General features: G+C 70.4%; 11 protein-coding genes. 7 read left to right on the forward strand and 4 right to left on the reverse strand.

Features of this window, described 5'->3' with window-relative positions; translation table 11 throughout:
* Positions 1-221 precede the first annotated feature (221 nt).
* Together OG698_RS27610 and OG698_RS27615 are read left to right on the forward strand one after the other, a co-directional pair.
* A complete protein-coding gene (locus OG698_RS27610; RefSeq protein ID WP_100597941.1) occupies positions 222-899 on the forward strand; it encodes a response regulator transcription factor in 678 nt (225 codons plus the stop codon).
* A 15-nt stretch (positions 900-914) separates the two neighbouring features.
* Positions 915-2189 carry an ATP-binding protein gene (locus tag OG698_RS27615; protein WP_406106113.1) on the forward strand — a complete coding sequence of 425 codons (1275 nt, stop codon included), beginning with the start codon at positions 915-917 and terminating at the stop codon, positions 2187-2189.
* A 25-nt stretch (positions 2190-2214) separates the two neighbouring features.
* Here OG698_RS27615 and OG698_RS27620 read toward each other — a convergent pair whose 3' ends face one another.
* Positions 2215-2748: a GtrA family protein gene (locus tag OG698_RS27620; protein WP_399977801.1), complete on the reverse strand. Its 534-nt coding sequence runs from the start codon at positions 2746-2748 to the stop codon at positions 2215-2217.
* 120 nt (positions 2749-2868) lie between these two features.
* Between OG698_RS27620 and OG698_RS27625 the strand changes: the two genes are divergently transcribed.
* The 4 genes from OG698_RS27625 (at position 2869) to OG698_RS27640 (ending at position 6996) form a co-directional block, all read left to right on the forward strand.
* The gene (locus OG698_RS27625; RefSeq protein ID WP_406106115.1) at positions 2869-4023 is read left to right on the forward strand and encodes a 5-(carboxyamino)imidazole ribonucleotide synthase; all 1155 of its coding nucleotides are present in this window, start codon (positions 2869-2871) and stop codon (positions 4021-4023) included.
* A complete protein-coding gene (gene purE / locus OG698_RS27630; protein WP_389488345.1) occupies positions 4020-4547 on the forward strand; it encodes a 5-(carboxyamino)imidazole ribonucleotide mutase in 528 nt (175 codons plus the stop codon). The genes OG698_RS27625 and purE overlap by 4 nt, the downstream gene beginning before the upstream one ends.
* Positions 4548-4552: 5 nt before the next feature.
* Positions 4553-5740: a dipeptidase gene (locus OG698_RS27635; RefSeq protein ID WP_100597946.1), complete on the forward strand. Its 1188-nt coding sequence runs from the start codon at positions 4553-4555 to the stop codon at positions 5738-5740.
* Between the two features lie 149 nt (positions 5741-5889).
* Positions 5890-6996 (forward strand): dipeptidase, encoded by a 1107-nt coding sequence (locus OG698_RS27640; protein WP_406106116.1) that lies wholly within the window; start codon positions 5890-5892, stop codon positions 6994-6996.
* 21 nt (positions 6997-7017) lie between these two features.
* On the opposite strand, the gene OG698_RS27645 is transcribed toward OG698_RS27640, so the two are convergent.
* On the reverse strand, positions 7018-7380 hold the full coding sequence (locus OG698_RS27645; RefSeq protein WP_406106118.1) for a VOC family protein: 363 nt from the start codon (positions 7378-7380) through the stop codon (positions 7018-7020).
* 130 nt (positions 7381-7510) lie between these two features.
* A complete protein-coding gene (locus OG698_RS27650) occupies positions 7511-8854 on the reverse strand; it encodes a UDP-glucose dehydrogenase family protein (RefSeq protein WP_406106120.1) in 1344 nt (447 codons plus the stop codon).
* A 172-nt stretch (positions 8855-9026) separates the two neighbouring features.
* On the opposite strand from OG698_RS27650, the gene OG698_RS27655 reads away from it, so the two are divergent.
* Positions 9027-10184 carry an acyl-CoA dehydrogenase gene (locus tag OG698_RS27655; RefSeq protein ID WP_406106122.1) on the forward strand — a complete coding sequence of 386 codons (1158 nt, stop codon included), beginning with the start codon at positions 9027-9029 and terminating at the stop codon, positions 10182-10184.
* A 138-nt stretch (positions 10185-10322) separates the two neighbouring features.
* Here the strand turns inward: OG698_RS27655 and rph are convergent, their stop codons facing one another.
* Positions 10323-12944 (reverse strand): rifamycin-inactivating phosphotransferase, encoded by a 2622-nt coding sequence (gene rph / locus OG698_RS27660; RefSeq protein ID WP_406106124.1) that lies wholly within the window; start codon positions 12942-12944, stop codon positions 10323-10325.
* Positions 12945-13003: the final 59 nt, after the last annotated feature.

Raw genomic sequence — 13003 nt, forward strand, 5'->3', positions numbered from 1 at the left:
AAGGCCTTCTTTAGTGCATCAGGCGTTCGGTCACCATACGACACGACAGTGCGGCATATGGAAGGACTTGAGAGATGGATCACAGGCCCTGACGGAACCGTTCGCGCGGATTCGAAGGCGTCCTCCAGGATCTCATCCCACAGCCGCAGGTCCGCCCGGCCAGGTCACGGCCCTGCCGGATCACCTCCCGGCGGCCGTCCGGCGCGGACTACCATCACTGCATGACCCGTGTACTGCTCGCCGAGGACGACGCGTCCATCTCGGAGCCGCTGGCCCGTGCCCTGCGCAGGGAGGGTTACGAGGTCGAAGTGCGTGAGGACGGCCCGACCGCGCTCGACGCGGGACTTCAGGGCAGCATCGACCTCGTCGTACTCGACCTGGGGCTGCCCGGCATGGACGGCCTGGAGGTCGCCCGGCGGATGCGCGCCGAGGGGCACACGGTGCCCGTCCTCATCCTGACCGCCCGCGCCGACGAGGTGGACACCGTCGTCGGCCTGGACGCCGGCGCCGACGACTACGTCACCAAGCCGTTCCGCCTCGCCGAACTGCTCGCCCGCGTACGGGCCCTGCTGCGGCGCGGCGCCGCCGAGCCCCAGCAGCCGCCCGCCACGCACGGCGTCCGCATCGACGTCGAGTCGCACCGCGCGTGGATGGGCGACGAGGAACTCCAGCTCACCGCCAAGGAGTTCGACCTGCTGCGGGTCCTGGTGCGCGACGCCGGCCGGGTCGTCACGCGCGACCAGCTGATGCGCGAGGTCTGGGACACCACGTGGTGGTCGTCGACGAAGACCCTCGACATGCACATCTCCTGGCTGCGCAAGAAGCTCGGCGACGACGCCGCCAACCCGCGCTACATCGCCACGGTGCGCGGCGTCGGCTTCCGTTTCGAGAAGAGCTGACGTACTGGTACAGCTATGCGCCGCCGTCTGATCAACTCCACGCTCGCCGTCGTGCTCGTCGTGATCGCTGTCTTCGGGGTCTCGCTCGTCATCGTCGAGACCCGCACGATCACCAACAGCGCCCAGGAGCGGGTGGACTCCGAGGCGGTCCGGCTCGTCAGCATCGTCGACAGCCGGCTCCTCGGTGACGAAGAGGTCACCGGCGCGATCCTGAGGAACCAGGTCGGCCCCGACCGGTACGCCAGGATCGAGCTGCCGGGGCGCGCCCCCATCGAGATCGGTGAGCGTCCCGAAGGGGAAGTCATCCAGGCCACCGCCAAGGGCGAGAAGGGCGAGACGGTCACCGTCGAGGAGCCCCGCTCCTCCGTCACCCGCGAGGTCGGCCGCACGCTGCTGATCATCGCCGGGGTGGCGCTGCTCGCCGTCATCGCCGCGGTCCTGCTCGCCGTACGCCAGGCCAACCGGCTCACGTCCCCGCTCACCGACCTCGCGTCCACCGCGGAGCGCCTCGGCTCGGGCGACCCCCGCCCGCGCCACCGCCGCTACGGGGTGGCCGAGCTGGACCGGGTCGCCGACGTCCTCGACTCCAGCGCCGAGCGGATCGCCCGCATGCTGACCGCCGAGCGGCGCCTGGCGGCCGACGCCTCGCACCAGCTCCGTACGCCCCTCACGGCGCTCTCCATGCGCCTGGAGGAGATCACCGTCACCGATGACCTGGACACGGTGAAGGAGGAGGCGACGATCGCCCTCGCGCAGGTCGAGCGGCTCACGGACGTCGTGGAGCGGCTGCTGACCAACTCGCGCGACCCGCGTACGGGGTCCGCGGTCTCCTTCGACCTGGACGAGGTCATCAAGCAGCAGCTGGAGGAGTGGCGCCCGGCCTACCGCAGCGCGGGCCGCGCCATCGTCTCCTCGGGCAAGCGGCATCTGAAGGCCGTGGGGACGCCGGGCGCCGTCGCCCAGGTGCTCGCCGCGCTGATCGAGAACTCGCTCATGCACGGCGGTGGCACGGTCGCGCTGCGCACCCGAGTCATCGGCAACCAGGCCGTCGTCGAGGTCACGGACGAGGGTCCCGGGGTGCCGGGGGACCTGGGGGCGCGGATCTTCGAGCGGACCATCAGCGGCCGCAACTCGACGGGCATCGGCCTCGCGGTCGCCCGCGACCTGGCCGAGGCGGACGGGGGCCGCCTGGAGATGCTCCAGACGAATCCGCCGGTGTTCGGTCTGTTCCTGTCGCGTACGCCGCTGAAGAAGCCGGCGCCGGGTGAGGGGACGGAGACGGTTCGCTAGCCGGCCGGCTGGTGAGCGGTCCCGGTCAGCGGTGGGTGCGCTGGATGTCGGAGCGGCGGTCCTCGCGCCCGTCCCGCCCGTCCCCGGCCTCCAGGAACGATTCGGCGCGGGCGACGGCCTCGCGGCCGGGCATGGTCTTGAAGACCCACGTGCGGTACGACCAGAACCGGAACAGCGTCGCGATGCCGATGCCGACGAACTTGAAGACGTTGCGCTGCAGCGAGCTGTCCCAGCCGAAGCCGTAGATCGCCATGTACAGGACGCCGTTCTCGATCACCAGGCCGACCGCGCTGAACGCCAGGAACAGCGAGAGCTCCCGCGTCCGGCCACTCTTGTCGCGGTCACGGTAGGTGAAGTAGCGGAACCCCACGTAGTTGAACGCGATGGCGATGACCGTGGCGATGATGTTCGCCCGCACCGCCTGAAGGTTCGTGGTGTGCCACAGAAAGTTGGAGACGCCGAAGTTCACCAGGGTTCCGAGCGCGCCCACGGCACCGAATTTGGCGACCTCGCGACCGAGCCGGTCGAGCCGCGCACGCCAAGTGGCAGGTCCGTTCATCGTGCTCGCCCCAGCCCCCGTAGTTCCGATATATCGACTCAGTCATGCTAACCAGGCGGCAGGTCGGGCGCCTGGGGACGCCTAATCCTGGCACCGCGGCGTGGCCGATACCCTGGGGGTGTGACGTTCCCGGTAGTCGGCATGGTCGGCGGGGGGCAGCTCGCTCGTATGACACACGAGGCGGGCATCCCGCTCGGCATCAAGTTCAAGCTCCTCAGTGACACTCCTCAGGATTCCGCGGCGCAGGTCGTCAGCGATGTCGTCATAGGCGACTATCGCGACCTGGACACGCTGCGTGACTTCGCGCGGGGCTGTGACGTGATCACCTTCGATCACGAGCACGTGCCCACGGAGCACCTGCGGGCTCTGGAGGCGGACGGTATCCCCGTGCGCCCCGGACCCGAGGCGCTGGTGCACGCCCAGGACAAGGGTGTGATGCGCGCGAAGCTCACTCAGATCGGCGCTCCCTGCCCGCGCCACCGCCTCGTGAAGGACCCTGCCGACGTGGCGGCCTTCGCGGCGGAGGGCGCCACCGACGGCGGTGACGGGTTCCCCGTGATCCTCAAGACGGTGCGCGGTGGCTATGACGGGAAGGGGGTGTGGTTCGTACGGTCCCTGGAGGACGCGGCCGAGCCCTTCAAGGCCGGCGTCCCCGTCCTCGCGGAGGAGAAGGTCGACTTCGTACGGGAGCTCGCGGCCAATGTCGTCCGCTCCCCGCACGGCCAGGCCGTGGCCTACCCCGTCGTCGAGTCCCAGCAGGTCGACGGCGTGTGCGACACGGTGATCGCGCCCGCCCCCGGCCTCGACGAGAACCTCGCCCTGCGCGCCGAGCAGCTGGCGCTCGGCATCGCGAAGGAGCTCGGTGTCGTCGGGCACCTCGCGGTCGAGCTCTTCGAGACCCGCGACGGCCGCATCCTGGTCAACGAACTGGCGATGCGCCCGCACAACTCCGGCCACTGGACCCAGGACGGGGCCGTGACCTCGCAGTTCGCGAACCACGTCCGCGCCGTCCTCGACCTCCCCCTCGGCGACCCGCGCCCGCGCGCCCCCTGGACGGTCATGTGCAACGTCCTCGGCGGCGACTACCCGGACATGTACTCCGCGTACCTGCACTGCATGGCCCGCGACCCGAAGCTCAAGATCCACATGTACGGCAAGGACGTGAAGCCCGGACGCAAGGTCGGCCACGTCAACACCTACGGCGACGACCTGGACGACGTGCTGGAGCGCGCCCGTCACGCAGCCGGCTACCTCAGAGGAACGATCACCGAATGAGCACGTCCCCTGTCGTTGGCATTGTCATGGGTTCCGACTCCGACTGGCCCGTCATGGAGGCCGCCGCCCAGGCTCTCGACGAGTTCGAGATCCCCTACGAGGTGGATGTCGTCTCCGCGCACCGCATGCCGCGCGAAATGATCGCGTACGGCGAGCAGGCGGACGGCCGCGGCCTCAAGGCGATCATCGCGGGAGCCGGGGGAGCCGCCCATCTGCCGGGCATGCTCGCCTCCGTGACCCCGCTGCCCGTCATCGGCGTCCCGGTCCCGCTGAAGTACCTCGACGGCATGGACAGCCTGCTGTCCATCGTGCAGATGCCCGCGGGCGTCCCCGTCGCCACCGTCTCCGTCGGCGGCGCGCGCAACGCGGGCCTCCTCGCGGCCCGCATCCTCGCCACGCACGACGAGGAACTCCTCGGCCGCATGCGGGAGTTCCAGCAGGAGCTGAACGACCAGGCCACGGAGAAGGGCAAGCGGCTGCGCGCCAAGGTCGACGGCGCGTCCGGCTTCGGCTTCGGGAAGTGACCGCGATGACCACCTCCCTGGAACGGGCCCGCGCGATACTCGCCGACTTCCCCGTCGTCGACGGCCACAACGACCTGCCGTGGGCGCTGCGTGAGCAGGTCGCGTACGACATCGACGCGCGGGACATCGCCGTCGACCAGAGCGCGCATCTGCACACCGACCTGGCCCGGCTGCGGGCCGGCGGGGTCGGCGCGCAGTTCTGGTCCGTGTACGTGCGCTCGGACATGGCGGGTGACGTGGCGGTCAGCGCCACCCTGGAGCAGATCGACTGCGTCCAGCAGCTGATCGAGCGCTACCCGGCAGACCTGCGCCGCGCGCTGACAGCCGCCGACATGGAGGCCGCCCGCACCGAGGGCCGTATCGCGTCCCTCATGGGCGCCGAGGGCGGCCACTCCATCGACAACTCGCTGGCCACGCTGCGCGCGCTGCACACTTTGGGCGTGCGCTACATGACGCTCACGCACAACGACAACATCGCGTGGGCGGACTCGGCGACGGACGAGCCGGGCGTCGGCGGACTCTCGCCCTTCGGCCACGAGGTCGTACGGGAGATGAACCGGGCCGGCATGCTCGTCGACCTCTCGCACGTGGCGGCGACCACGATGCGGGCCGCGCTCGACACCTCGGTCGCGCCGGTGATCTTCTCCCACTCGTCCTCGCGCGCGGTGTGCGACCACCCGCGCAACATCCCGGACGACGTGCTGGAGCGGCTGCCCGCGAACGGCGGCGTCGCGATGGCCACGTTCGTGCCGAAGTTCGTCCTCCAGGCCGCCGTCGACTGGACGGCCGCCGCGGACGAGAATCTGCGTGCGCACGGCTTCCACCACCTGGACACGTCGCCGGAGGCCATGAAGCTCCACCGCGCGTTCGAGGAGGCGCGCCCGCGTCCGGTCGCCACCGTCTCCACGGTCGCCGACCACCTCGACCACATGCGCGAGGTCGCCGGCGTCGACCACATCGGCATCGGCGGCGACTACGACGGCACGGCGTTCCTGCCGGACGGCCTCGGCGACGTCTCGGGCTACCCGAACCTGATCGCGGAGCTCGTCGACCGCGGCTGGTCGGACCCCGACCTCGCCAAGCTGACCTGGCAGAACGCGGTACGGGTCCTCGGCGCGGCGGAGGACGTGGCCCGGGACGAGCAGTCCCGCCGCGGTCCGTCGAACGCGACGCTGGAGCAGCTCGACGGCTGAACGGCCTGTCCAAAACCTCCGGAGTGCTTCCGCTCCGGAGGTTTGGGCGGCCCGGTGTCGCCCGAACGCGCCGCCCACCAGGTGGCTGCGGGCCCATGCGTGTGACGGTGAACTTTACTGCCGACACCGTCGACGCCCGGAGCTTTGCCATGGCAGACCTGCAGGACGAACTGACCGCCACCGCCGAGATAGGAGAGCTCGACGAGCTCGCCTCACCGACCGAGGAGGCTCCCGAGCCCCCTGCGGACGACAGGCTCGCCCGCGCCCGTGCCCTCCTCACGACCCACCCCGTCGCCGACGGCTACTGCGGTCTGCCCGCAACGCTGCGCACCCTGCCCTGGTACGACCTCGAACTGGGCGACAGCTCGGTCGACACCGACCTGCCCCGGCTGCGTGACGGAGGTGTCGGCGCCCTCCTGTGGACGCTGCGCCCGCTGCCCGGCACGGCGCACTCCGAACACCCGGTCACCGCGGTCCTCGAACAGCTCGACCTCGCCAAGCAGGTCGTGGCCGACCACCCCGAGGGCCTGCGCCTGGCCCGCTCCGCCTCCGAGTCGTGCGACGCCCGCGACTACGGCCGCATCCCCGTCCTCATGGGCCCCGCACCGGCCGCCGCGATCGGGGACTCCCTCGCCACGCTGCGCGCCCTGCACACGCTCGGTCTGCGCGTGCTCACCCTCACCGGCACCTCCTGGGCCACGGAGGCGGGGCTGACCCGGTTCGGTGACGAGGTGGTGCGCGAGATGAACCGGATCGGCGTCCTCGCCGACCTCACCGGCGCCTCCGTGCGCACGGCCCGCCGGGTCCTCGCGCTCACCAAGGCCCCGGTGATCCTCACCCACTCAGGGGCCCACGCCCTCAACAGCCACCCCGACAACGTCCCCGACGATCTGCTCGCCGACCTCGGCGCGGCCAAGGGCGTGTGCCTCGTGCCGTGCTCCGCGGAGCGCACAGGACCCGAACTCGGCGACGTCGCCGACCATCTGGACCATGTGCGGCGGGTGGCGGGCCCGGAGTCCGTCGGCCTCTCGGGCGGGTACGACACCGGAGCCGTGCACCCGGACGGCCTCGCCGACGTCTCGCGCTATCCGCACCTCATCGCGGAACTGATCGGGCGGGGCTGGCCGGACTCCGATCTGGCACAGCTCACGTGGGGCAACGTCCAACGCGTGCTGCGCGAGACGGAGTTCGCGGCACGAGCGGCCGCGCTGCGCCGCCCGCCGTCGACGGCGAGGATCGAACTCCTCGACACCTGACGGGCGGCCGGGGGAGCGGACTCAGCAGGCGCACAGGCAGAACGGGTGCCCTGCCGGGTCCGCGTAGACCCTCCAGGTGCGCGAGCGGTCCTCCGCGTCGAGGACCCTCGCGCCCAGGGCCAGCACGCCCTTCTCCGCCGTGTCGAGGTCCTCGACCGTGAGGTCCAGGTGGAACTGCTGCGGCCGGTCGGGCGCGGGCCAGGACGGTGCCACGAAGTCGGGCGCCGCCTGGAACGCGAGCGGCCGGCCGCCCGGCACCTCCGGGTCGACCCACGTGCCGTCGTCGCTCGTCACGGTGCCGCCGAGCACCTCCGCGTAGAAATCGGCGAGCGCGCGCGGTTCGGGACAGTCCAGGACGACGACACCCAGCGTGGCGAGAGCCATGACATCTCCTCGGTGTGAGGGTTACCCGTAGAGGCGTGCATGAGGTAACCGCGTTACTGCATGCTCCCGCACACGACAGGCTCTGGGGCCTGTCGTCGGATTCCCGCCTGCCCGGCGATGTCGACAGGCTCTAGGCGGCGGGGCGGCCCATGGCCCGGTACGTCCAGCCGGCCTCGCGCCACAGCACCGGGTCCAGCGCGTTGCGCCCGTCGAGGATCAGCCGCGTGCCGGCCAGCGCGCCGAGCGCCGCCGGGTCGAGCTCGCGGAACTCGCTCCACTCCGTCAGATGCAGCACCACGTCCGCGCCCCGCACGGCCGCGTCGGCGGACTCCGCGTAGCCGAGCGTGGGGAACAGACGCCGCGCGTTGTCCATGCCCTTCGGGTCGTAGACCGTGACCTGGCCGCCCTGGAGGTGGATCTGCCCGGCGACGTTGAGCGCCGGTGAGTCGCGTACGTCGTCGGAGTCCGGCTTGAACGTGGCGCCGAGCACCGCGACCCGCTTGCCCAGGAACGAACCCCCGCCGAGCGCCTCACGGGTCATCTCGACCATCTGCCCGCGGCGCCGCATGTTGATGGAGTCGATCTCGCGCAGGAACGTCAGCGCCTGGTCCGCGCCCAGCTCACCGGCGCGCGCCATGAACGCCCGGATGTCCTTGGGCAGACAGCCGCCGCCGAAGCCGATCCCGGCCCGCAGGAACTTGGACCCGATCCGCTCGTCGTAGCCGATCGCCTCCGCGAGCTTCGCGACGTCACCGCCCGCGGCCTCGCAGACCTCGGCCATCGCGTTGATGAAGGAGATCTTCGTCGCCAGGAACGAGTTGGCGGCCGTCTTGACCAGCTCGGCCGTCGGGAAGTCCGTCACCACGAACGGCGAGCCCTGCCCGACCGGCGTCGCGTACACCTCGCGCAGGGTCTTCTCGGCGCGGTCGCTGCGCACACCGACCACGATCCGGTCCGGGTGCAGGGTGTCGCCCACCGCGAAGCCCTCGCGCAGGAACTCCGGGTTCCAGGCCAGCTCGACCTCGCCGCCCGCGGGCGCCAGCTCCAGGATGCGGGCCGCGAGGCGCTCGGCGCTGCCGACGGGCACGGTCGACTTGCCGACGACGAGCGCCGGCTTGCCCAGGTGCTTGGCCAGCGACTCCACCGCGGCGTCGACGTACGACATGTCGCAGGCGTACTCGCCGTGCTTCTGCGGGGTGTTCACGCACACGAAGTGGACGTCACCGAACTCGGCGACCTCGGCCCAGTCCATGGTGAAGCGCAGCCGCCCGGTCGATCCCTCGATCCCGGCGACGTGCTTGCGCAGCAGTTCCTCGAGACCGGGCTCGTACATGGGGACCTCGCCCCGCGTGAGCATCTCGATCTTCTCGGGCACGACATCGAGCCCCAGCACCTCGAAGCCGAGTTCGGCCATGGCAGCGGCGTGCGTGGCGCCGAGGTAGCCGGTGCCGATCACGGTGATCTTCAAGGCCATGAGAGCTCCAGAGGTGTACGGCTGCAGTGCGGCCCCGAGCATAGTCGGGCGTGACGCGGGCCCTCACGGGGCCTGTTTCCGCTGTCGCGTAGCTCACGTATCCCTCTGGTGGGCAGACGCATAAAATTTGGGTTACTTAACGGTAATTAGCGTCTTTGGAGCGTGAGACACCTTGGCAGGATCGCCTGAATTCGACCTGTACCGTCCGGCCGAAGAGCACGACATGCTCCGCGAGTCCGTGCGGGCCCTGTGCGAGGCCAAGATCGCGCCGTTCGCCGCGGCGGTGGACGAGGAGGCGCGTTTCCCGCAGGAGGCCCTCGACGCCCTCGTCGCGAACGACCTCCAGGCGGTGCACGTACCGGAGTCCTACGGGGGCGCCGGAGCCGACGCCCTCGCGACCGTCATCGTGATCGAGGAAGTGGCCCGCGTCTGCGCGAGCTCCTCCCTCATCCCGGCCGTGAACAAGCTGGGCTCGCTGCCCGTCATCCTCTCCGGCTCCGAGGAGCTGAAGAAGAAGTACATGACGCCGCTCGCCAAGGGCGAGGGCATGTTCTCGTACTGCCTCTCCGAGCCGGACGCGGGCTCGGACGCCGCGGGCATGAAGACGCGCGCGGTCCGCGACGGCGACTCCTGGGTCCTCAACGGCGTCAAGCGCTGGATCACCAACGCCGGCGAGTCCGAGTACTACACGGTGATGGCCGTCACCGACCCGACCAAGCGCTCGAAGGGCATCTCCGCCTTCGTCGTCGAGAAGTCCGACGAGGGCGTCTCCTTCGGCGCCCCGGAGAAGAAGCTCGGCATCAAGGGCTCCCCGACGCGCGAGGTCTACCTCGACAACGTTCGCATCCCCGCCGACCGCATGATCGGCGAGGAGGGCACCGGCTTCGCCACGGCGATGAAGACCCTGGACCACACCCGCGTCACCATCGCGGCCCAGGCCCTCGGCATCGCCCAGGGCGCCCTCGACTACGCCAAGGGCTACGTCAAGGAGCGCAAGCAGTTCGGCAAGCCGATCGCCGACTTCCAGGGCATCCAGTTCATGCTCGCCGACATGGCGATGAAGATCGAGGCGGCCCGCGCGCTGACGTACCAGGCCGCGGCCAAGTCGGAGCGCGGCGACGCGGACCTCACCTTCCAGGGCGCCGCGGCCAAGTGCTTCGCCTCGGACGTCGCCATGGAGGTCACCACGGACGCCGTCCAGCTCCTCGGCGGCTACGGCTACACCCGCGACTACCCGGTCGAGCGCATGATGCGCGACGCGAAGATCACGCAGATTTATGAAGGCACGAATCAGGTCCAGCGGATCGTGATGGCCAGGAACCTGCCGTAACAAGGGTTTCGCTGCGCAGGAGATCCTGGGCCGGTACTGGGCTGACACTGACCTCGGGGCCGCTTCTGACCTGCACAGACACCACGGCCCCCGGCGTGATGCCGGGGGCCGTTCGTGTCTGAATTCCGGTGTGGCCGGTCAGGGCAGGATCTCGACGTACCCGTCGGTTCCGTGCACGCGGATCCGCTGCCCGTCCCGGATCAGCCGGGTGGCCTGCTCCACGCCCACGACGGCCGGCAGGCCGTACTCCCGGGCGATCACCGCGCCATGGGTCATCAGGCCGCCCACCTCCGTCACCAGTCCTGCGATTCCGACGAACAGCGGCGACCAGCTCGGGTCCGTGAAGGCCGTGACGAGGATGTCGCCCGCTTCGAGATCGGCCTTCGCCATGTCGAGGATGACGCGGGCCCTTCCCTCGATGGTCCCGGCGGAGACAGGTACGCCGATCAGGGCGCCGTCCGGCACGTCGTCGCGCCGGTACGCCCCGGTGACGGCCTCGCCGTCCGATGTGAGCACCCGGGGCGGGGTGAGCGCGTGGTACGACCGGAACGCGTCCTTGCGCTCCTCGATGAGCCGGTCGTCCACCTGGTTCGAGCGCACGACGTCGCGGAGTTCCTGGAACGTGAGGTAGAAGATGTCCTCCTTCTCAGGAAGCACGCCCGCCTGCACGAGGCGCCCGGCCTCCTCCAGGAGGGCCTGCTTGTAGACGAAGTAGCGGCTGATGATGCCGTACTTGGGGTACTCCCGGTACCCGATGAAGGTTCTGACCCGGTCGATCATCCGCTTGGTCTCGTCGGCCTTCCGGTCCCCGTCCGGCAGGGCCCGCAAGCGGGACAGCACGTCCTGTTCCTTCTGCTGCGCCTTCTGCCGCCCCTGCTCGAAGCGCCGCTCGGCGGCGCCCGGCCCGAAGTTCCTGACGTTGTCGAGGATCACGGGCACGAGCGTGGTGGGGCGCTCGCGCCAACGGGGCCTCGTGATGTCGATCTCGCCGACACAGCGCATGCCGTACCGGTCGAGGTAGGCCTCGACGGCGTCGCGCGCTTCGGTCCCGCCCGCGACTTTCGCCAGCTCGTCCAGGAAGGCTGTGTCCCCGGCGTAATCGGCGTTCTCGACGCCCTGCAGGAACGTCACCACCTCCGGCCGCGGGCGGATCACGTCCGCGACGTCGAGCAGCGCAAGGCCCATCTCCGACGTGATGTTGTCGGGGGCGGACAGGGTCAGCGTGTCAGCCGCGTTCTTCTCGCCCAGCCACTCCTGCAGCTGGTCGTTGAGCCACCAGGTGGCCTCCATCCCCGCCATGATCGCCTGAAAGCTCAGCGGATCACTGAGGACCCGCTTGTGCTCCTCGAAGGCCTCCAGCAGGAAGTCGAACAGCGCCGGTCCGGTCTTCGTCCGGACGTCGCGCTCCAGGGCGGCGATGGACACCTCGCTGCGCTCGATCAGCTTGGTGACGACGGCCGGATCGGTCTCGATCGGGGCGGGCGCACCGCCGGCCGGCGGCCCGCCGGGGCCCGCGTCCGGGAGCGACGGGACGAAATCGTCGCGTTCGAGGACGGTCTCCAGAGCGTTCCTGATCAGCGGATCGCCCTTCCCCATGGCGTCCAGGAGGCCGGCGCGGCTCGCGGGTGAGGCCAGGCGCCGGGTGACGTCGACGAACAGCCTCCCGCCGGCCTCGTGCATCGGCACCATGGCCGTCAGCTGCCACATGGAGAACCCCAGGGGCTTCATGGGGTCGGTCATCATCTGCCCATGACCGACGGAGACGTAGACGTGATTCTCCTGGTCGCCGGCCTCGGGGACGGGGAACAGCGTCGTGATCGGCCGGCTCTGAACGATCTGGAAGTCATCGTCGGCCAGGCACCATTCGATGTCCTGCGGGCGCCCGAAGTGCGCTTCGATCCGCCGCCCGAGCTGCACGAGCCGCACGGCCTGAGCGTCCGTCAGCGCCGGCTGCTCCTGCCGCTGCGAGTCGACCGCCACTTCCTGCGTACCGCCGCCGGGCAGGGCGTGAACCGCACGCTGTTTGGCGGCGATCGCCTTGGCCACGACCTCGCCGTTTCGCACCTTGAAGACGTCCGGGTTCACCAGGCCGGAGACCAGGGCCTCGCCGAGGCCGAAGCCGGCGTCCACGGTGGCGACCTTCCGGTTGCCCGTGACGGGGTCGGCCGTGAACAGGATGCCGGCCGCATGCGGGAAGACCATCTGCTGCACGACCACGGCCATGTGGACCGTACGGTGGTCGATGCCGTTGCGCTGGCGGTAGGTCACGGCCCGCTCGGTGAACAGCGAGGCCCAGCACCGGCTGACGTGCTGGAGGATCGCCGTCGGCCCCATGACGTTCAAATACGTGTCCTGCTGGCCGGCGAAGGAGGCCGTGGGCAGGTCCTCTGCCGTCGCGCTGGACCGGACGGCGTAGGCGGCCTGCTCGCCGGGCTCGCCTCGCCGGCCGAGCGCGCGGGTGATCGCCGCCGCGAGATCGTCCGGGACGGCGATCCCCTCGATGGTCCGGCGGATCTCCGCGCTGAGCGTGCGGATCGCCTCCCGGTCGTCCGGGTTCAGGCGCGACAGCTGATCGAGCCGCTCGTCGATCGACGCTTCCGCCATGACCCGCCGGAAGGCGTCCGTCGTGACGCAGAAGCCGTCCGGGACGCGGACGCCTTCGATCCGCGACAGCCCGCCCAGGTGCGCGCCCTTGCCACCGACGACCGCGACCTGCGTCTCGCCGACCTCTTGAAGATCCAACACGTACCGCTCACTCATCGCGTCACCTCCGAGGCAGCCGTGCTCCGTTGTACTGCGGTGGCCGATCGAGTCACCGG

It is taken from the genome of Streptomyces sp. NBC_01003, assembly GCF_045162695.1.
GTDB lineage: Bacteria > Actinomycetota > Actinomycetes > Streptomycetales > Streptomycetaceae > Streptomyces.